General features: G+C 70.1%; 17 protein-coding genes and 1 riboswitch. Of the genes, 9 read left to right on the forward strand and 8 right to left on the reverse strand.

The window, feature by feature from the left end; all coding sequences use genetic code 11:
* Positions 1–24: 24 nt before the first annotated feature.
* Positions 25–2,262, reverse strand: a complete 2,238-nt coding sequence (locus LBN7_RS12240) for an ATP-binding cassette domain-containing protein (RefSeq protein WP_407359782.1) — start codon at positions 2,260–2,262, stop codon at positions 25–27.
* A 110-nt stretch (positions 2,263–2,372) separates the two neighbouring features.
* On the opposite strand from LBN7_RS12240, the gene LBN7_RS12245 reads away from it, so the two are divergent.
* The 3 genes from LBN7_RS12245 (at position 2,373) to LBN7_RS12255 (ending at position 7,622) form a co-directional block, all read left to right on the forward strand.
* A complete protein-coding gene (locus LBN7_RS12245; protein WP_407359783.1) occupies positions 2,373–3,434 on the forward strand; it encodes an enoyl-CoA hydratase/isomerase family protein in 1,062 nt (353 codons plus the stop codon).
* Positions 3,435–3,666: 232 nt separating this feature from the next.
* The gene (locus tag LBN7_RS12250; protein WP_341947392.1) at positions 3,667–5,394 is read left to right on the forward strand and encodes an ABC transporter ATP-binding protein; all 1,728 of its coding nucleotides are present in this window, start codon (positions 3,667–3,669) and stop codon (positions 5,392–5,394) included.
* Positions 5,391–7,622 (forward strand): ABC transporter ATP-binding protein, encoded by a 2,232-nt coding sequence (locus LBN7_RS12255; RefSeq protein ID WP_407359784.1) that lies wholly within the window; start codon positions 5,391–5,393, stop codon positions 7,620–7,622. The genes LBN7_RS12250 and LBN7_RS12255 overlap by 4 nt, the downstream gene beginning before the upstream one ends.
* Before the next feature lie 67 nt (positions 7,623–7,689).
* Here the strand turns inward: LBN7_RS12255 and LBN7_RS12260 are convergent, their stop codons facing one another.
* The gene (locus tag LBN7_RS12260) at positions 7,690–9,630 is read right to left on the reverse strand and encodes a D-alanyl-D-alanine carboxypeptidase (protein ID WP_407359785.1); all 1,941 of its coding nucleotides are present in this window, start codon (positions 9,628–9,630) and stop codon (positions 7,690–7,692) included.
* An 81-nt stretch (positions 9,631–9,711) separates the two neighbouring features.
* A riboswitch (TPP riboswitch) is annotated at positions 9,712–9,823 on the forward strand.
* Here LBN7_RS12260 and LBN7_RS12265 point away from each other — a divergent pair.
* From LBN7_RS12265 to LBN7_RS12275, 3 genes are all read left to right on the forward strand, one after another.
* The gene (locus LBN7_RS12265) at positions 9,814–10,464 is read left to right on the forward strand and encodes an ECF transporter S component (protein ID WP_407359786.1); all 651 of its coding nucleotides are present in this window, start codon (positions 9,814–9,816) and stop codon (positions 10,462–10,464) included. (Overlaps the previous riboswitch by 10 nt.)
* A gap of 2 nt (positions 10,465–10,466) precedes the next feature.
* Positions 10,467–11,918, forward strand: a complete 1,452-nt coding sequence (locus tag LBN7_RS12270) for an ABC transporter ATP-binding protein (RefSeq protein ID WP_407359787.1) — start codon at positions 10,467–10,469, stop codon at positions 11,916–11,918.
* Positions 11,915–12,694, forward strand: a complete 780-nt coding sequence (locus LBN7_RS12275; protein ID WP_116633826.1) for an energy-coupling factor transporter transmembrane protein EcfT — start codon at positions 11,915–11,917, stop codon at positions 12,692–12,694. Before LBN7_RS12270 ends, LBN7_RS12275 begins: the two co-directional genes overlap by 4 nt.
* A gap of 19 nt (positions 12,695–12,713) precedes the next feature.
* Here the strand turns inward: LBN7_RS12275 and LBN7_RS12280 are convergent, their stop codons facing one another.
* On the reverse strand, positions 12,714–13,448 hold the full coding sequence (locus LBN7_RS12280) for a phosphotransferase (RefSeq protein ID WP_407359788.1): 735 nt from the start codon (positions 13,446–13,448) through the stop codon (positions 12,714–12,716).
* A 117-nt stretch (positions 13,449–13,565) separates the two neighbouring features.
* On the opposite strand from LBN7_RS12280, the gene LBN7_RS12285 reads away from it, so the two are divergent.
* Positions 13,566–14,327 (forward strand): SDR family NAD(P)-dependent oxidoreductase, encoded by a 762-nt coding sequence (locus LBN7_RS12285; RefSeq protein ID WP_407359789.1) that lies wholly within the window; start codon positions 13,566–13,568, stop codon positions 14,325–14,327.
* 27 nt (positions 14,328–14,354) lie between these two features.
* The gene (locus tag LBN7_RS12290; RefSeq protein ID WP_407359790.1) at positions 14,355–15,185 is read left to right on the forward strand and encodes an SDR family oxidoreductase; all 831 of its coding nucleotides are present in this window, start codon (positions 14,355–14,357) and stop codon (positions 15,183–15,185) included.
* 6 nt (positions 15,186–15,191) lie between these two features.
* Here the strand turns inward: LBN7_RS12290 and LBN7_RS12295 are convergent, their stop codons facing one another.
* The 4 genes from LBN7_RS12295 to LBN7_RS12310 all read right to left on the reverse strand — a co-directional run bounded on the left by LBN7_RS12295 (position 15,192) and on the right by LBN7_RS12310 (position 17,966).
* On the reverse strand, positions 15,192–15,941 hold the full coding sequence (locus LBN7_RS12295; protein WP_407359791.1) for a sulfite exporter TauE/SafE family protein: 750 nt from the start codon (positions 15,939–15,941) through the stop codon (positions 15,192–15,194).
* Positions 15,938–16,525 carry an ankyrin repeat domain-containing protein gene (locus LBN7_RS12300; RefSeq protein WP_243408783.1) on the reverse strand — a complete coding sequence of 196 codons (588 nt, stop codon included), beginning with the start codon at positions 16,523–16,525 and terminating at the stop codon, positions 15,938–15,940. Before LBN7_RS12300 ends, LBN7_RS12295 begins: the two co-directional genes overlap by 4 nt.
* Before the next feature lie 178 nt (positions 16,526–16,703).
* Positions 16,704–17,342 carry a bifunctional 4-hydroxy-2-oxoglutarate aldolase/2-dehydro-3-deoxy-phosphogluconate aldolase gene (locus LBN7_RS12305; RefSeq protein WP_407359792.1) on the reverse strand — a complete coding sequence of 213 codons (639 nt, stop codon included), beginning with the start codon at positions 17,340–17,342 and terminating at the stop codon, positions 16,704–16,706.
* 63 nt (positions 17,343–17,405) lie between these two features.
* Positions 17,406–17,966 carry a ribosomal protein L7/L12 gene (locus LBN7_RS12310; protein ID WP_407359793.1) on the reverse strand — a complete coding sequence of 187 codons (561 nt, stop codon included), beginning with the start codon at positions 17,964–17,966 and terminating at the stop codon, positions 17,406–17,408.
* Between the two features lie 71 nt (positions 17,967–18,037).
* Here LBN7_RS12310 and rlmN point away from each other — a divergent pair, with 71 nt between their 5' ends.
* Positions 18,038–19,339 (forward strand): 23S rRNA (adenine(2503)-C(2))-methyltransferase RlmN, encoded by a 1,302-nt coding sequence (rlmN, locus tag LBN7_RS12315; protein ID WP_207769884.1) that lies wholly within the window; start codon positions 18,038–18,040, stop codon positions 19,337–19,339.
* Here rlmN and LBN7_RS12320 read toward each other — a convergent pair.
* Positions 19,288–19,923: an NAD(P)H-dependent oxidoreductase gene (locus tag LBN7_RS12320; protein WP_116633833.1), complete on the reverse strand. Its 636-nt coding sequence runs from the start codon at positions 19,921–19,923 to the stop codon at positions 19,288–19,290. The genes rlmN and LBN7_RS12320 overlap by 52 nt on opposite strands.
* Positions 19,924–19,988 lie beyond the last annotated feature (65 nt).

Here is a 19,988-nt window from a genome sequence, read left to right on the forward strand (position 1 = left end):
GCTTTCTCGTGTCAGCGGGCGGTCTCAGCCGTGATGGTGCTCGGAGTTCTCGTCGCCGTGGTGCTCGTGGTGCTCGTGATGCTCGCCCTGCTCGCCCTGCTCGCCGTTGTCCTCGGAGCCCTCGGAGCTCTCGGAGCTCTCGGAGCCCTCGGAGTGCTCGGCGTTCTCGTCGTGGTTCTCGGAGCCGTCCGAGTCCCCGGCGTCCTCGTCGTGGGTCTCGCCCTGCTCCCCGGCATCCGCTTCGCTGTCGGGGGCCGGCTCGCCCGCGAGCGGGACGGTGTCGATCACACCCGTGGACGCGACCGCCCAGTGCGTTCCCTCGTCGGAGGACGCATCCTGCGGATAGTCCTTCGGCTCGTCCTCGTAGTACGCACGTGCGGCAGCCGCGAGCATGGAGCTGACGGCAGCCGATCGGGGGTCGTCGTCGTCCGTGGAGTCGGAGTCGGGGGCCTCAGCGGCGTCGGGCTGCGCCTCGTCCTGCGCGGACCCGGCGTCCGCGTTCACGGACTCATCGTCCGACTCCGCTTCGCTGTCCGCGTCCGTCGCGTCGGAGGCGGCGTCGGTCGCCTCGGAAGCGACGTCGGCCGAGTCGGACGCCTCGTCCGCCGTGTCATCCGTCGCGCCGAGCTCCGTGAAGAACTCGACGCCGGCGTGCGCGTCGTCGCCCGGCTGGTCCGTGCCGTCCTGTGCCGCGTCGTCGGATTCCGTCGCCTCGGATACGGCGGGAGCCGACGTGCCGAACAGGATCTCGTCGAAGGAGCGCGTCGGCGCGGCATCCTCCTCGGATGCGCCATCGTGAGACGCATCGTCCTGAGGTGCATCGTCGGACGTAGCGTCGTCAGCATCGTGCTGCTCGACCGTGCTGTCCTCGACCGTGCTGTTCTCGGCCGAGGTCTCCTCAACGGACCTCTCCTCGACCGAGCTCTCCTCAACGGAGCTCTCCTCGACGGAGCTCTCCTCGACGGAGGTCTCCTCGACGGAGGTCTCCTCGACGGAGGTCTCCTCGACGGAGGTCTCCTCGACGGAGCTCTCTTCGGCGGCGAAACCCGCATCGGCCGCGTCGTCGGCGACGAGCGCTTCGGCAGCACTCTCCTCGACCGCAGCCTCCGAATCCTCCGAAGCCTCCGAATCCTCAGCTGCCTCCGAAACCTCCGCAGCCTCCGAAGCCTCCGAAGCCTCGGCAGCCTCGTCCTCGGCCGCCGTCGCTTCGTCAGCGTCGCCGAGAGCAGCGACACCCGCGACACCGGCAACCCCCGCGACACCGGCAACTCCCGCCGCGACAGCGCCGGCGGCGATTCCTGCGCCGGGTGCCTCCGCGCTCTGCGGGGCGACGAGCTGCGGCGCGGCGGCCTCGGCGCGCGGGCTGAACTTCCCGCCGCGCACATGCTCGATGAAGACGTCTTCCAGGGTCGGGCCGCGCTGCACGAGCGTGCTCAGCGCGATCCCCGCGTCCGCGGCGACGGCGCCGACGGTACCGGCGTCTCCGCCGCGCACGGTGAGTCCGGAGCGCAGCACCTCGACGTCGAATCCTGCACCGGACAGGGCCGCCGTGAGGGCGGCGCGATCGGCGGCGTCCACGACCACCGAGCCGTTCTTCGGGTCGGCGAGCGTCTCGATGCCGCTGGCCAGCACCAGCTGACCCTTCGACAGGACGAGCACGTTGTCGGCGACCTGCTCGACCTCGCTGAGGAGGTGCGACGAGACGAGCACCGTGCGGCCCTCGTCGGCCAGGCGTCGCATCAGGAGGCGCATCCAGCGGATGCCCTCGGGGTCGAGACCGTTCGCGGGCTCGTCGAAGACGAGGGCTCCAGGGTCGCCCAGGAGGGCGTTCGCGATGCTCAGCCGCTGGCGCATGCCGAGCGAGAATCCGCCGATGCGGGAATCGCCTTCACCCTCGAGACCCACCATCGCGAGGACCTCGTCGACGCGCGCGAGCGGGATGCCGTTCGCCTTCGCGGCGATGGTCAGCTGCCGGCTCGCGGTCCGGCGCGGACGGTAGACCGTCTCCTCGAGCACGGAGCCGATCGTGCGCAGCGGCTGACGCAGCTCCGCGAAGGTGGTCCCGCCGATCGTGGCGGTGCCGGAGGTGGCTCGGATCTGACCGAGCAGAATACGAAGAGTGGTGGTCTTGCCTGCCCCGTTCGGGCCGAGGAAGGCGGTGACGGCGCCGGGCTCGACTCGTGCCGAGAAATCGGAGACAGCGGTCACCTCATTGAAGCGCTTCGTCACATTCGTGAACTCGAGCACCTGTCCGTCGGGCATCCGCGACCTCTCGTTGCAATGAACAGTTCCCCCTATCCTGCCGGAAAAGCGCCCGGATCGCGTATTTCGTGCGGATTCCGACCCCGCGCCGACGGAGTAGCCTGGCACGCGTGACCGACACCATCGCTGCGCCCCGCGTCCTCGCGAGCAAGGAAGGAGCGCTCGGCCGGCTCACCCTCAACCGCCCCGAGGCGATCAACGCCCTCGACCTCGGCATGATCGAGCTGCTCACGCAGGCTCTCACCGCCTGGATCGACGACACCGACGTGCAGATCGTGCTGATCGACGGCGCCGGGGAGCGGGGGATGTGCGCGGGTGGCGATGTGCGTGCCCTGCACGGCCAGATCGTCTCCGGTCACGCAGAGCGGACCGCCGAGTTCTTCCGCGCCGAGTACGCGCTGAACGCGCTGATCGCCGAGTACCCGAAGCCCGTGGTCGCGATAGCGGACGGCATCACGATGGGCGGCGGCATCGGCCTGGCCGGCCACGCCGCGATCCGCATCGTCACCGAGCGGTCGAGGCTGGCGATGCCCGAGACCCGCATCGGGTTCACTCCCGACGTCGGCGGCACCTGGCTGCTCGGGCGCGCTCCCGGCCGCTTCGGCGAGTACTTCGCGCTCACCGGCTCGACCATGGACGGAGCGGATGCCGTGCTGCTCGGATTCGCCGACCACTTCGTCCCCTCCGACCGGCTCGACGCCCTGCGCGAGGCGCTGGCCTACCGCGCCGACCCCACGGGGCCGAGTGAGATCGTGCTGCTCTTCGACGAGACGCCCGACCCGTCGCAGCTCCCCGCATCGCGCACATGGATCGACGAGGCGTTCTCCGCGCCGACGGTCGTCGAGATCGTCGAGCGCCTGCGGAGTCAGGGGACGACGGATGCCGCCGCCACCGCCGACCTCCTGGAGGAGCTCGCACCGACGGCGCTCGTCGTCACCCTCGACGCCGTGCGCGAAGCGCGTGGTTTCCCGAACCTGCGTGCGGCGTTGGAAGGCGAGTACCGCCGTGTCCTGTGGTTCGTGAACGAGCACCCCGACCTCGTCGAGGGCATCCGCGCGCAGCTCGTCGACAAGGACCGCGATCCGAAATGGCAGCCCCCGACGCTCGCCGAGCTGGCACCGGATGCCGGTGCCGGCGCGCGCGACTACGCACCGGAGCGTCCGCTCTTCTGAGTCTCGCTGTGCGCGAAGAAGAGGTCTCCATTCGCGCGAATACACGCCCCCCGTTCTTCGCCCGGGTTCAGAAACCGCAGGCCGCGGTTGAAAAGGTTCGCTGTCAGCGAAGGTCCTCCGAAAGGGGGATACGAATGTCCGCGGTTCGTGGCACTCTGTCTTGTGGCCGGTTGTCGGTCGGCACCCGTCTGCCGAGAAACCTGTCGCTCCATCCTTCCTAGAAAGTCCGCCTGTGCTGGGAAAAATCCTCGTCCGCTATCTGTCTCGCTATAGGTGGCTCCTGCTCGGCGTGCTGGTCTTCCAGCTCGCCAGCGCCGCCGCGACCCTCTACCTCCCGCGCCTGAACGCCGACATCATCGACAAGGGCGTCGCGCAGGGAGACACCGGCTACATCTGGAGCACCGGGCTGTTCATGCTCGCCGTCTCGCTGGGCCAGATCATCGCCTCGGTCACCGCCACCTACTTCGCCGCCCGCGCCGCGATGGGCGCCGGTCGTGACATCCGCGCCGACGTCTTCGGCAAGGTCAGCGGCTTCTCCGAGCGCGAGGTCTCCGTCTTCGGCGCCGGCTCGCTCATCACGCGCAACACGAACGACGTGCAGCAGGTGCAGATGCTCGCGATGATGGGCGCGACCATGCTCGTCACCGCTCCTCTGCTCGCGATCGGCGGCATCATCTTCGCCGTCCAGACCAACGTCGGCCTCAGCTGGCTCATCGCCGTCTCGGTGCCGGCCCTCCTCATCCTCGCGGCCCTGGTCATCGGGCGCATGGTGCCGCTGTTCCGCAGCTACCAGGGCAAGCTCGACAACGTCAACCGCATCATGCGCGAGCAGCTCACGGGTGTCCGTGTCGTGCGCGCATTCGTGCGCGAGGGCATCGAAGAGGAGCGTTTCCGCGGAGCCAACACCGACATCATGGTCGTCGGCCGCAAGGTCGGCTCGCTGTTCGTGCTGCTGTTCCCGCTGTTCATGCTGATCCTCAACGTCACCGTCGTCTCGGTCATCTGGTTCGGCGGCATCGAGGTCAACAACGGCACGGTGCAGGTCGGCACGCTCTTCGCCTTCATGCAGTACATCGGCCAGATCATGGGCGGCGTCATCATGGCCAGCTTCATGGCGATGATGATCCCGCGCGCCGCGGTCTCGGCCGAGCGCATCGGCGAGGTGCTCGACTCGGAGTCCTCCATGATCCGCCCGGAGAACGGCGTCACCGCGTTCCCCGCACCCGGTGCCGTGGCGTTCGACGACGTCGAGTTCACCTACCCCGGCGCCGATGCCCCCGTGCTCTCGGGCATCAGCTTCGGCGCGCAGCCCGGAGAGACGGTCGCGATCGTCGGTTCCACCGGATCGGGCAAGACGACGCTCGTCTCGCTCATCCCGCGCCTCTTCGACGTCTCGGGAGGAGCCGTGCACGTCGGCGGCACCGATGTGCGCGACGCCGACGTGGAGGCGCTGTGGGACAGCATCGGCCTCGTGCCGCAGCGTCCGTTCCTCTTCACCGGCACGGTCGCGTCGAACCTTCGCTACGGGCGCGAGGAGGCCACGGACGAAGAGCTCTGGCACGCGCTCGAGATCGCGCAGGGCCGCGACTTCGTCGAGGAGATGCCGCAGGGCCTCGAGTCGCGCATCGCGCAGGGCGGCACGAACGTCTCCGGCGGACAGCGTCAGCGCCTTGCGATCGCCCGTGCGATCGTGCATCAGCCGCAGGTACTCGTGTTCGACGACTCGTTCTCGGCTCTCGACCTGACGACGGATGCCCGCTTGAGGCAGGCGCTGTGGCGGGAGCTCCCGCACGTCACGAAGATCGTGGTCGCGCAGCGCGTCTCGTCGATCACGGATGCCGACCGCATCGTCGTCCTCGAAGGCGGCACCATGGTCGGCGTCGGAACCCATGAGGAACTGCTCGAGACGAGCGAGACCTATCGAGAGATCGTCGAATCGCAGCTGGGGGTGGACGCATGAGCGACAACACCAAGCGAGGCCGCGGCAAGGCAGCGGTCGCCGAGCCCGAGCTGACCGAGGAGGAGAAGTACGAGGCCGAGCTCGCCGAGCAGGCGCGCCAGAACTCGGGCGACTGGGACAGCGTCGCACCGGGCAAGGCCGACAACTTCGGTCCGAGCTTCGCGCGCATGATCGGCCTGCTGAAGCCCTCGGCGGTGTGGTTCGTCTTCGTGTCGATCCTCGGCGCCCTCGGCGTCGTCCTCACGGTCGCGGCACCCAAGGTGCTCGGCGAGGCGACGAACCTCGTCTACAAGGGCTTCATCTCCATCCAGCTCGGGCAGCCCAACGGCGACTTCCCCGGGTTCCCCGCCGGCACCTCGCAGGACGTCGTCGTCGAGGCCCTGCGCAGCGCGGGGCAGGACGACTTCGCGAACCAGGTCGGCGCGCTCGGCGACTTCACGGTCGGACAGGGCGTCGACTTCGAGGCGCTGCGGTGGATCATCGCCGCGGTTCTCGCGATCTACGTCGCGGCGGCGTTCCTCACCTGGATCCAGGGCTACGTCATCAACGTGATCATGGTGCGCACGATGTGGCGCCTCCGGGAATCGGTCGAGGCGAAGATCAACCGTCTGCCCCTGTCGTACTTCGACAAGGTGCAGCGCGGTGAGCTGATCTCGCGGGTCACGAACGACATCGACAACATCACGCAGACGATGCAGCAGTCGCTGTCCGGAGCGCTCACCTCGGTGCTCACCGTGATCGGCGTGCTGTTCATGATGTTCTCGATCTCGTGGCAGCTGGCGCTCGTCGCGCTCATCACGCTGCCGCTGATGGCCGTGATCTTCGGTGTCATCGGTCCGCGTTCGCAGAAGGCGTTCGGCGCTCAGTGGCGCAAGGTCGGCCGACTGAACGCCCGCGTCGAGGAGGCCTTCTCGGGCCACGCCCTCGTCAAGGTGTTCGGACGCGAGAACGACGCGCTCGACAAGTTCCAGGTCGAGAACGAAGAGCTGTTCCAGGCGAGCTTCAAGGCGCAGTTCCTCTCCGGCATCATCATGCCGGCGATGATGTTCGTCGGCAGCCTCAGCTACGTGGGCATCGCGGTGCTCGGCGGGCTGATGGTCGCGAACGGTCAGCTCCGTCTCGGCGACGTGCAGGCGTTCATCCAGTACTCGCAGCAGTTCACGCAGCCGCTGTCCGAGCTGGGCGGCATGGCCGCGGTCGTGCAGTCCGGCACCGCGTCGGCCGAGCGCGTCTTCCAGCTGCTGGACGCCGACGAGCAGGAGGCGGACGACGCCGATGCTCCGGAGCTCGCCGACGGCAAGGGCGTCATCGAGTTCGAGAACGTCGCGTTCTCCTACACGCCCGAGCGCCCGCTCATCCAGGACCTGTCCTTCCGAGTGGAACCGGGACAGACCGTCGCGATCGTCGGACCGACCGGTGCGGGCAAGACCACGCTGGTCAACCTGATCATGCGGTTCTACGAGCTCAGCGGCGGCCGGATCATGCTCGACGGTCAGGACATCGCCGAGATCACCCGCGACGATCTGCGCTCCCGCACCGGCATGGTGCTGCAGGATCCGTGGCTGTTCGCGGGCAGCATCCGCGAGAACATCCGGTACGGCCGCTCCACGGCGACCGACGACGAGGTTCTCGAGGCGGCCAAGGCGACGTACGTCGACCGATTCGTGCACGCTCTCCCCGAGGGCTACGACACGGTCCTCGACGAGGACGCCTCGAACGTCTCGGCGGGTGAGCGCCAGCTCATCACCATCGCCCGCGCGTTCGTCGCGCAGCCGTCGATCCTCATCCTCGATGAGGCCACGTCGGCGGTCGACACCCGCACCGAGCTGCTGCTGCAGCACGCCATGGCGGCACTCCGTGAGGGCCGTACGTCGTTCGTGATCGCGCACCGTCTGTCGACCATCCGCGACGCCGACCTCATCCTCGTGATGGAGCACGGTGACATCGTGGAGAAGGGCACGCACGACGAGCTCATCGCCGCGCAGGGCGCCTACTGGCGCCTGTACCAGTCGCAGTTCGAGCAGGCGGCCACCGACCTCGATGCCGAAGAAGCGCTCACCGGGACGACCCCGGTCGTCGTCACCGGCGACGCCGACGACAGCGCTCAGGCCGAGGCGGATGACGCCGCAGCCGGCGCGTCGGTCGGTGCGCAGTCGCCGACGGCAGAGGCGGCGGCCGGGCAGCGCCTGGTGGAGGACGGTGCCGACGACTCCGGTCGCCGGGCCTGATCACCTGCACAGCACGACGCCCCATCCCGTTCTCCGGGGTGGGGCGTCGTGCTGTTGTCGAAGCCGGTCAGGACTCGTCGGAATGGATGCCGAGCAGCTGCAGCGGGTGCGTCAGCCGCCACCAGGGACTCGGCCCCTCGACGTCCTCCGCGAGCACGAGCGGTGTCGTCACGGAGTCGAGCGGGCCCGCCGTGGTCAGTGTGCCCACCGTGCCCTTCTGCTCGCGCTGGTCGCCCAAGGCGAAGTCCGTCGTCGTGGTCGCGGTCGACCCGTTCCAGAGCACGACGTTCGCGTCGTCAGCGGTGATGATCTCGACCTTCTCGCCCCAGAGCGTCGTGACCTCTCCGACGACCGTGCCCTTCTCGACGGCGGGGGCCTGCGCCTGCAGCGCGGCCTCGGTCTCGGCGAAGAGCGCGCGCGTCGCGGCGAGGCGCTGCTCGTCATCCGCCTGGTTCAGCACCGCGGCGTAGAGCCGCACGGTGGTGTCGCCGACTGCGAGGTCCTTCGCCGTCAGCAGGTTCCACCCGACCAGTGATCCGGTCTTGATGCCCACGACGCCCGGGTCGACGAGCATCCCGTTCGTGTTGACCACTGTGCCCGCTCCGGGCAGATCGACCACCGGGGTTCCGACGATCTCGGCGAAGACCGGGTTCTTCATCGCCCATTCGCCGAGCGTGATCAGCGCCTCCGGGGTCGCCACGTTGCCCTCGTCGAAACCGGACGGCGTGACGACGGTGATGCCGCCGAGCCCGCGCTCCCGCAACCACACGGCAGCGGCGTCCGCGAACTGCTCGTCGGACCCCCAGATCTCCGAGGCCAGCCGGTCGATGTAGTTGTTCGCCGAGCCCATCAGCGTGCCCTGCAGCAGCTGATACTCCGTCAGCACGCCGTCGACCGGCACGTCCAGGGCCGATTGGTCCGACCTCCGGTACTCCCAGTACTCATCCTCGTCGTCGCTGTCGAACGAGAACTCCGGGCCCTGCTCGCCGAGGGCCAGCGGCATCCGGTCGAGCACCATCAGAGTGCTCACGACCTTGGTGATGCTGGCGATGCTCGCGGCGTCCGGCGTGGAGGCGGCCGTGCTCACGCCGGCGATCCCGACGGCCGCGCTGCCCTGCGCCGGCCAGGTGAGGGTCGCTGCCGGTGCGGGGATCGTGTCGAACTCGATCGTCTGCACGGTCGGAGGAACCTCGTGCAGCGGCCAGAGCAGCGTCGTGCCTGCATAGGCCGCGACCAGCCCGGCGAGCACGCCCAGCGGGACCAGCAGACCCGGACGCGTGATCGCCGGCCGCAGGTGCGCATCGCGCATCAGGCCGTCGGCCTGCTCGGCGTCGGCGACGTCATCGAGCGTCGCCACGGACGTGTGGTGCGCGACGGCCGCGGGGTCGACCCAGGTCAGGGCGGTCGCGGTGACGGCCTCGTCGGCCCACTGCGCGGGAGGCGCCTGCAGGGCCGCGGCCCCGCCGTCGGTCTCGTCAGACGTCGCGGCGGACGATTCGGGAGGGAGCGTCGCCGTCGGCGCATCGGCGCGCGGCTTGAAGAGAGGCGGCTCCACGACGTCGGTGGGGGCCTCGGTCGGGACGCTTCCCGCAGCGACCGTCGCGGTCGAGGCGGTGTCGGACAGGGTCTGCTCGGTCGGGACCGTCTCAGTCGGGACGCTCTCGGTCGGGACCGTCTCAGTGGGGACGCTCTCGGTCGGGACCGTTTCGGTCGGGACGCTCTCGACCGCCGTGACCTCGCCGGCCTCCGGACGCGGCGGGTCCGAGGTGAACAGCGCGTCGACGGCGACGGCCGAGACCGCGAGGGCGGGCACGTGGGTCGAGGACGGCGGCGGCGCATCGCCCGCGAACAGGGCGTCGGTCGCGAAGGCAGAAGCCTGGTCCGGCGTGCGCGTGGCGGCATCCGTCCCGAACGGGAACGCGGCGCGATCGGCGTCGGGGGAGGTGTCCGAAGGAGCACCGTCGCCCAGGACGCCCGTCGCCTCGTCGGCGGGATCAGAAGGGGTCACTCGTTTACGGTACCGAATCCCGGCCGTGATCGCGGCGGAGTCACCCCGAGGTCACAGAGTGTCGGGACGCGGTAGGATCGTCAGCACAACCACGGGAGTCCGGCGAGCCGGGCTGAGAGGGAGCGAATCGCGCTTCGACCGTCGAACCTGATCTGGGTCATGCCAGCGCAGGGAGGAGTTCAGATGAGTACGTCCACGTCCACATCCGCGTCCACCACGACGCAGGGTCAGACACCCGCCGCAGGCCTCTTCCGCTGGCGCGTCGTCGACATCGTCGTCGCCGCAGTGCTCGGCGTCGCGATCGGCCTGGTCTTCTGGGGCTGGAACACGATCGGCTACGCCTGGTTCGGCGCGGCCGATGCCCTGACCCCCGGTCTCGGCGGCATCGCCGTCGGCATCTGGCTGCTCGGTGGCGTCGTCGGCGGACTCGTGATCCGCAAGCCCGGCGCCGCGCTGGTCGTCGAGCTCGTCGCGGCGATCGTCTCGATGCTGATCGGCAACGTCTGGGGGGTCTCCACGGTGCTCTCCGGACTCGTCCAGGGACTCGGTGCGGAGATCATCTTCGCGCTGTTCTTCTACCGCCGCTTCGGCATCGTCGTCGCCGCACTGGCCGGTATGGGTGCGGCAGCTGCCGCGTGGGTGTTCGAGCTCTTCTACGGCAGCTCGCCGAACATCCTGAAGTCGCTCGAGTTCAACACGATCTACCTGGTCAGCGTCGTCGTCTCCGGAGCGATCCTGGCCGGCGTCCTCGGCTGGCTGCTCGTGCGCGCTCTGGCGGTCACGGGCGCACTGAGCCGCTTCGCCGTCGGGCGAGAGCACGTGCGCGAGGTCTGAGCGTGAGTGTCGCCGCCCCGGCCCGCGTGCAGGCCGCGGGCTGGGGGTGGCGGTACGCCGGTCGAAAGCGCCCGGCGGTCACCGATGTGAGCTTCACGATCGAGCCCGGGGAGCGCGTGCTGCTCCTCGGCGCCTCCGGTGCCGGCAAGTCCACGCTGCTCGCCGGCCTCGCGGGCGTGCTCGGAGACGCCGATGAAGGCGACCGTCACGGCTCGCTGCTCGTCGACGGGGCCGCCCCGGAGTCTCGGCGCGGACAGGTCGGTCTGGTGCTCCAGGATCCGGATGCCGGGATCGTGCTGTCCAAAGTGGGTGACGACATCGCCTTCGGGTGCGAGAACCTGGGCGTCGCGGCATCCGAGATCCCTGGCCGGGTCGCCGAGGCGATGGATGCCGTGGGCCTCGACGTACCGCTCCACCGCGCGACCAAGGCGCTGTCGGGAGGGCAGAAGCAGCGACTCGTGCTCGCCGGCGTGCTGGCCATGCGGCCAGGGCTCCTCCTGCTCGATGAGCCGACGGCCAACCTCGACCCCGACGGCGTGCACGAGGTGCGGGCCAGCGTCGAGCGTGCTGTCGCCGCGACCGGTGCGACGCTGATCGTCGTCGAGCACCGCACGCCTGTCTGGATCGACCTGATGACGCGGGTGATCGTGCTCGCCGCCGACGGAGGCCTGCTGGCGGACGGCCCGCCCCATCGGGTGTTCGCCGAGCACGGGGCCACGCTCGCCGACGCCGGGGTGTGGGTGCCCGATCGCGGCATCGAGCTCCCGGTGCTGCAGCAGGTGCCGGCATCCGACGCCCTCACGGCGTCCGGGCTCGCGGTCGCCAGGGAACCCGGCGTGGTCGTGCAGGCGGGGCTCGACCTGCGTGTCCCGCGGGCGAACGCGACCGTGATCACCGGGCCGAACGGCGCGGGGAAGTCGACGCTCGCGCTCACTCTCGCCGGCCTCATCCCCGAACACGACGGCGAGGTGCGCTCCGCGCCCGAGCTCGCCGGGCGACGGGGGGTCCGTCCCATCCGCTGGACCTCTCGCGAGCTGCTCACCCGCATCGGCATGGTGTTCCAGGAGCCCGAGCACCAGTTCCTCGCGCAGACCCTGCGCGACGAGCTCGCCGTCGGACCGCGCGCTCTCGGGTGGACCCAGGCGAAGACGGATGCCGTCGTCGACGAGCTGCTCGAGCGGCTGGGCCTCGCGCCTCTCGCGCTCGCCAATCCGTTCTCGCTCTCGGGTGGACAGAAGAGGCGCCTCTCGGTGGCGACCGTGCTCGCGGGCGCACCCGAGGTGATCGTGCTCGACGAGCCGACCTTCGGGCAGGACCGCCGCGGATGGATCTCCCTGGTCGCGCTGCTGCAGGAGGAGATCGCTCGCGGTCGCTCGATCGTCGCGGTCACCCACGACGATGCCGTGATCCGGCACCTCGGCGGTCACCGCATCGAGCTGGGGGCGGCATCATGACCACGACCGAGACCGTCAGGGCGGCGTGGCTCGACGGCGTCAACCCGGTGACCAAGCTGCTGCTCGCGCTGCTGCTCTCGGTGCCGCTCTTCGCATCGATCGACGTCACGAGCGCCCTGGTCGCGATCGGGCTGCAGCTGCTGTGCCTGCCGCTGACGGGCCTGCGCCTCGCCACGGTGCTGAAACGGCTGCTGCCGATCATGATCTTCGCGCCGATCGCCGGGATCAGCATGCTGCTCTACGCGGAGCCTGCCGGTCGCGTCTACTGGACCTTCGGCTTCGCGACCATCAGCGAGGGCTCGATCGTCCTCGCGATCGCGGTGAGTCTGCGCGTGATCGCCCTCGGCCTGCCGACCATCCTCCTGTTCGGCGGCACGGACCCCACGCAGCTCGCGGACGCACTGTCGCAGGTCGCGAAGCTGCCGAGCCGTTTCGTGCTCGGCATCCTCGCCGGCACGCGGATGCTCGGACTGTTCCTCGACGACTGGCGCACCATGGGCCTCGCCCGCCGGGCGCGCGGCGTCGGCGACCGCGGAGCGCTGCGGCGGTTCTTCTCGATGGCGTTCGTGCTGCTCGTGTTCGCCGTGCGTCGAGGGTCGAAGCTCGCGCTGGCGATGGAGGCGCGGGGCTTCGGGTCCGGCATCCCGCGCACCTGGTCGCGGCCATCGCGGCTGCATCCGCGGGATGCCGTCGCCGTGCTCGGCGGCGTCGCGATCATGGCGCTGGCGCTCGCCGCCGCCGTGGCCCTCGGCACGTTCCGCTTCGTCTGGAGCTGAGTCCGAGTCGAGGCGATCGTCAGGTCGCGTTCCAGAGGTCCCGGTAGTAGGCGAGGCGCTCGCGATCGGGTTCGAGACCGTAGGCCTCGATGAGTGCGTCCTCCCAGCCGGGGCCGTAGTTCCACTCCGTGCTCATGGAGGCGACGGCCAGGTCGGCCCAGCGGTCGGCGGTCCCGAGCAGCGCGAGGTCGACGTGGGCGATCCAGCGCCCGTCGTCGCCGACGAGCGTGTTCGGGCAGCAGGCGTCGCCGTGGCTGACGACGAGGCGATCGATGGGCGGGGCGGTGCGCAGCGCGTCCGGCACCTCGATGCCGCGCCCTTCGGCGTTCGCGATGCGCGAGGCGATGCTCCACTCCCACGGGCACTCCTCGACGGGGAGCGCGTCGTGCATCGCCCGCAGGGCCTCGCCGACCGCACGCACAGCGGTCGCGGGTTCGGCGACCCAGCGCGGGTCCACGGCGCTGAGGCCGTCGATCGCCGCGGTCACGAGCCACTCGTGCGTGTCATCCTGCCCCTGCTCGATCACCGTCGGCACGGCGATCCAGCGGGAGGCCCAGGCCATCCGCTCGGCCTCGTCCTGCAGGCTGAACTCGAGGTTCCGCGGTCCCCACTTGATGTAGAACGGATCGCCCGCACCTGTCGCTCGGAAGGTGAGCCCGCCGTAGTCGTTGTCCCAGACGCAGACCAGGTCCGCACCACGCGCGAGGCGGCGGACCTTCTCGGGGACGGCGACCGGTTCCGTGGGAATCGTCATGCCTCCATCCTGACGCACGGTGCGATACCCGGGCCCGGCTTCGTGACTGCACGGAGAACCACGTAGGCTGAGACTGCGTTTCAGAAGCAGCAGTCGCACACGTTCGAAGGAGAACAGATGCAGGTCAGCGGACAGGGTGCTCTCATCACGGGAGGGGCGTCCGGGCTCGGGCTCGCCACAGCACGACGACTCACGAAGGCGGGCGCGCACGTCACCATCGTCGACCTCGCCTCGTCGAAGGGCGCGGAGATCGCCGAAGAGCTCGGCGGACTGTTCGTGCCCGCCGACGTCACCAGCGCCGACGAGGTGCGCGATGCCGTCGCCGCGGCCCAGGCGGCCGCGCCGCTGCGCGTCGTCGTGAACTGCGCGGGGATCGCTCCGCCCGCCAAGGTGCTCGACCGCGACGGGAACCCCGCCGTGCTCGTCGACTTCGAGCGCGTGGTCCGCATCAACCTCGTCGGCACGTTCAACGTGACCTCGCAGGCCGCTGCCGTCATCGCGAAGAACGAGCCCACCGAGAGCGGCGATCGCGGCGTGATCGTGAACACCGCGAGCGTCGCGGCCTTCGACGGGCAGATCGGCCAGCCCGCCTACTCCGCGTCCAAGGGCGGCGTGCACGCGATGACCCTGCCGGTGGCCCGCGAGCTCGCCCGCCACGGCATCCGCGTGTGCACCATCGCCCCCGGCATCATGGAGACGCCGATGCTGATGGGGCTGCCGCAGGCCGCGCAGGACTCGCTCGGCCAGCAGGTGCCGTTCCCGTCGCGCCTCGGCCGCCCCGACGAGTACGCCGCGCTGGTCGAGCACATCGTCGACAACGGCTACCTCAACGGCGAGACCATCCGTCTCGACGGCGCCATCCGCATGGCGTCGAAGTAACCCGTCCGGCAGATCAGAGGAGCACCCATGTCACTGGCAGGCAAGACCATCCTGATGTCCGGCGGAAGCCGCGGCATCGGCCTCGCGATCGCGCTGCGTGCGGCACGAGACGGCGCGAACATCGCGATGCTGGCGAAGACCGACACCCCGCATCCGAAGCTCGAGGGCACGGTGCACAGCGCGGCCGAGCAGATCCGCGCCGCGGGAGGGCAGGCGCTGCCGATCGTCGGCGACGTCCGCGACGACGACGACATCACCGAGGCCGTCCTGAAGACGCAGGGCGAGTTCGGCGGCATCGACATCGTGATCAACAACGCCAGTGTGATCGACCTGTCGCGCTCGCTCGAGCTCGGCGCCAAGAAATACGACCTCATGCAGGACGTCAATGTGCGCGGAACGTTCATGCTGTCGCGCGCCGCGGTCCCGATCCTCAAGGATGCCGAGAACCCGCACATCCTGTCGCTGTCGCCGCCCCTGAACCCGACGCCGAAGTGGCTCGGCGCGCACACCGGGTACACGCTGGCGAAGTTCGGCATGACGATGGTGACGCTCGGCCTGGCCGCGGAGTTCGCCCGTGACGGCATCGCCGCGAACACGCTCTGGCCGCGGACGACGATCGCCACCGCGGCGGTGCAGAACCTCCTCGGCGGCGACAAGGTCATGGCGGCGAGCCGCACGGCCGACGTCTACGCGGATGCCGCCTACGCGGTGCTGCTCAAGCCCGCCGCGAGCTACACGGGCCAGACGCTCATCGTCGAGGACGTGCTCGAGGCCGACGGCGTGACGGACTTCTCCGGCTACGCCGCGATCCCCGGGACGCCCGACTCGGCGCTGTTCCCGGACATCTTCCTCGACTGAGCGGGCTCAGAACAGCAGGTAGACCGCACCCACGACGGTGAGCACGATCACGATGCGGTCGAACAGCCGCTGGTCCATGCGCTTCGCGAGACGGATGCCGGCGAGGGCGCCGATCACCACCAGCGGGGCGAGTACCGCGTCCATCAGCAGCACGGGCACGTGGAACAGGCCGAGTCCTGCGAGGAACGGCACCTTGACCAGGTTGATGATGGCGAAGAACCAGGCCGAGGTGCCGAGGAACACCTGCACGGGCGTCCGCGTCGCGAGGAAGTACGTCGACATCACCGGTCCGCCTGCGTTGGCGACCATCGTGGTGAAGCCGCCGAGCGTGCCGTAGACGCCGGACAGCAGGATGCCGCCGGGGGCGGGCGCCGCGGCATCCGCTCTGTCCTGCCGCCAGCGGCGCCACAGCGTCACGGCGATCATGAGGAGCAGGATCACGCCGATCGCGCGCCGCACGATGCCGTCGCCGGCGAGCGCGAGGAACGCGAAGCCGACCAACAGCCCTGCGACGACGGCCGGCGCGAGGCGCAGCAGCGTCGGCCAGTGCGCGTGGCGGCGGTAGGCGATCAGCGCGAAGATGTCGCCGACCATGAGCAGGAGCAGCATCGCCGCCGTCGAGGTGCGGGCGGGCAGCACCGCCGCGAACAGGGCGATCGCGAGGATGTTGCCGCCGGGGATCGCGGTCTTCGAGATGCCGATCGTGATCGCGGCGACGCCGAGGGCCGCCCATGCCCACGGCTCGAGGCCGATCATCGGTCGATCTCGGCGACGATCGCGTCATAGCCGCGGCTCGCGGCGAGTTCGCGGGGCAGGACGCCGTCGCCGTCGGGGATCGTCACGTCGGCACCGCCGTCGATCAGTGCGCGCACCACGTCGACGTAGGCGCCGGACCCGTCGCCGAGCACGATCGCCTCGTGCAGCGCCGTCCAGTTGAGGTCGTTCACGTGGTTCGGATCGACGCCCGCCTCCAGCAGGATCCGCACGGTGGCGAGCAGGCCGCGCTCGGATGCCGGGATCAGCGCCGTGCCGCCGAAGCGGTTCGTGCTCGTCAGGTCGGCGCCGTTGTCGAGGGTGAGGCGCAGGATCTCGTCGTGACCGCGGGCCCCCGCGTAGAGGTAGGCCGAGTCCTGGATGTCGTCCTTCGCGTTCACGTCGGCGCCCGCTTCGATGAGCACGCTCGCGGCATCGACGCTGTTCGCCTTGGTCGCGATCACGAGCGCCGTCATCCCGCCCTCACCCCGTGCCTCGATGTCGGCGCCGGCGTCGAGCGCCTTCGCGACGGCGTCGGCATCGCCCGTGCCGACGGCATCGAGCAGGTCACGGGTGGCTTCGGACACGGAGGACTCCTCAGACGGCGGCGGCGTTTCGGCGGAGGCGGTGCACGCCGTGGCGGCCAGGGCTGTGCTCGCCGCGATGGTCGCAGCGAGCAGCATCCGTCTCGCTCTCATCGTTCTGGTATACCAAACCAAGCTGAACGTGACCGAATGCGTCGCAGAGTGACGGCGGCGGAGCGCGTCAGCCGCGGACGGCGGACAGCGCTGCCGCGAACCGTGCCGCGCGCTGCTCGATGTCCGTCCAGTCGGATGCCGCGATCGACGCGCCGTTCGCCAGATCGCCGCCGGCTCCGACCGCCACCGCACCCGCGGCGAACCATGCCGCGAGGTTGTCGGGGCTGACGCCGCCGGTGGGCATGAGGGGAGCGTCGGGGAACGGTCCGCGCAGCGCGCCGAGGTAGGAGGGGCCGCCGAGGGACGCCGGGAAGATCTTGACGACGTCGACGCCCAGCGCGAGTGCGCTCATGACCTCGGTCGGGGTCATCGCGCCGGTCATCACGACACGGCCGGTGTCGAGCATGGTGCGGGTCAGGTCGGGGAGCGTGCCCGGACTCACGAGGAACTCGGCCCCGGCGTCGGCGGCGAGCGCCGCCTGCTCCGGAGTGGTCACGGTGCCGGCGCCGACGTAGGCGGCATCCCCGTGCCGGGCGATCAGCTCGCGGATCACAGCCGGGGCATCGGGCGTCGAGAACGTGACCTCGATGCCCGTGACGCCGCCGCGGATGATCGCCTCGGACGCCTCCAGAGCGAGTTCGGGCGAGGGAGCGCGGAGCACGGCGAGGATGCCGGTGGTGCGGGCGCGGGCGAGACGGTCGGACATCGGTTCTCCTCGGGGTGGGGTGCCCCCATTCTCGCGGAACACAACCTGTAATGACAAGTTGTCTCAGTGCGTGCGGCCGGGAACCCAGGCGTCGATCAGGAGCTTGGACTCCTTGAGCCCGAGGCCGGTGTGCTCGCGAAGCACCTTGATCGCGACGATCCGCTGATCACCGGCGACCAGCTTGTCGATGTCGGAGGCGACGGGTGCCGGCAGCGACGCGCGCACCGAGGCGGGCGTGTGCGCCGCCGGAGTGATCGAGGAGTACGCGGCGGTGGCGTTCGATCGGGCAGCGAGGTGCGGAGCCGTCGTGCTGATGGACCAGTGCTCGACGCGGTCCTTCGCTTCCTTCAGGCCGACGCCCGTGACGTCGCGGAACAGCTTGATGGCGTGGATCTTCTGCCCTGCCGCGATGAGCCGGTCGATCTCGGCGACGACCTGCGGGGTGAGACCCGAGGCGGTCGTGGCCGCGGACGACGCGGGCAGCGAGCGTGCGGTCGTCGGCGAGGGCGTGAACGCCTGGGGTTCGGGGAGCTTCGGTCGCATCCCTCGGAGCGCGGCGGACAGGATCACCACGACGACGACGAGGCCGACGACGATCCCGATGATCCAGACGATGGTGTCCATGGGGTCAGTCTAGGGACGCCCCGTTCCGCGCCCCAGGGCCTTCCCACCCGCCACCGCGTACCCTTGTACGTATGACCGACACTCCCCGCACGCGCGAGACGCGCCCCGCAGCATCCGCGTCCGCCCCGGAGGGTCGACCCGCCCAGGGCAAGGTCCGCTCCACGAAGCCCGCCCAGGTGCGTCCGGCAACCGAGGGCTGGACGCAGCAGAAGGATGCCGAGGGGCGTCCGCTCCTGCAGTTCGCGAGCCCGAAGCGGGGGAAGCCCCCCGTGCACCTCGCCGACCTCACCCCGGCCGAGCGGGCCGAGAAGGTCAAGGAGCTCGGGCTCCCCGGCTTCCGGGCGAAGCAGCTCTCCACGCACTACTTCCGGCACTACACGTCGGATCCCGCCGAGATGACCGACCTCCCCGCCGGCATCCGCGAGGATCTCGTCTCCGGGATGCTGCCGCCGCTGCTCACCGAGGTGCGCCGGCTCGAGACCGACCGCGGCGACACGATCAAGTTCCTCTGGCGCCTGCATGACGGTGCGCTCGTCGAGTCGGTGCTCATGCGCTACCCCGGCCGCATCACGCTCTGCGTGTCGAGCCAGGCCGGTTGCGGCATGAACTGCCCGTTCTGCGCGACCGGGCAGGCGGGCCTGACCCGCAATATGTCGACCGCGGAGATCATCGAGCAGATCGTGCGCGCGAACCGCCTGATCGCCGAGGGCGGCCTCGGCGGCAAGAAGGCCGATGACCACAGCATGGAGCGCGTCTCGAACATCGTCTTCATGGGCATGGGTGAGCCGCTCGCCAACTACAAGCGGGTCATGGATGCCGTGCGGTCGATGGTGGCCCCGCAGCCCGACGGCCTGGGCATGAGCGCTCGCGGCATCACGGTGTCGACGGTCGGGCTCGTGCCGGCGATCAAGAAGCTCGCCGACGAGGGCATCCCCGTCACCTTCGCGCTGTCGCTGCACGCGCCCGACGACCACCTGCGCGACGAGCTCATCCCGGTGAACTCCCGGTGGAAGGTCGACGAGGCGCTCGACGCCGCGTACGACTACTACGCGAAGACCGGTCGCCGCGTCTCGATCGAGTACGCGCTGATCAAGGACATGAACGACCACGCCTGGCGCGCCGACCTCCTCGCCGAGAAGCTCAACCAGCGCGGCCGCGGCTGGGTGCACGTGAACCCGATCCCGCTGAACCCGACGCCGGGATCGATCTGGACCTCGTCGGAGACCTCGGTGCAGAACGAGTTCGTGCGGCGCCTGAACGACGCCGGCATCCCGACCACCCTCCGCGATACCCGCGGCAAGGAGATCGACGGCGCCTGCGGTCAGCTGGTCGCGACGACGGAGGACGAGGCCGCCTCGGCCGCGATGGCCTGACCTGCCCGACGCGGTTCCGCCGACCGGCGGGCGTCGCGGGCGCCGAGCTGCTCGGCGCGGTCGAGCCAGCGGGTGACGGTCGCCTCCTTCGCGTCCTTGACGCCGAGCATCCGGTGGGTGCGCACCGAGCGGATGCCGCACAGGCGCATCGTGTTGCGCGCGACGTGCGTCTGCGCGGGGAGACCGGTCAGCGGCGCCGCGAACCACGGGGTGTCGGCGAGCAGGAGCAGGCGCCCGCGACGTGCGGGCAGCAGGCCCTCGGGGAGTCCGAGCTTCGTGTAGCGGTACTCCTGCTGCGGAAGAAGAGCCCGGTCGAAGAAGCCCTTCAGCACGGCGGGCACCGACCCCCACCACAGGGGCGTGGTCACAACCACGGTGTGCGCCTCGCTCAGCGCTCGCTTGGCCTCGACGAGGTCCGGCTCGAGCGTCATCCGCTCGCGGTATCCGAAACGCAGATGCGGATCGAAGTCGAGGTCGCGCAGCGCGAGCACGCGGGCGTCGCCGTGCCCTGCGGCATAGCGCTGCGCGAGCGCGGCGGTCAGAGAGCGGGCGTCGGGGTGGCCGTCGATCACGAGAGCGGGCATGGCTGCGTTCCTATCTGGACAGTGTCAAGCTGGTGGACACTGTCAAGATAGGAGACAATGTTGCT

Source organism: Microbacterium sp. LBN7 (assembly GCF_045690345.1).
Classification (GTDB): Bacteria; Actinomycetota; Actinomycetes; order Actinomycetales; family Microbacteriaceae; genus Microbacterium.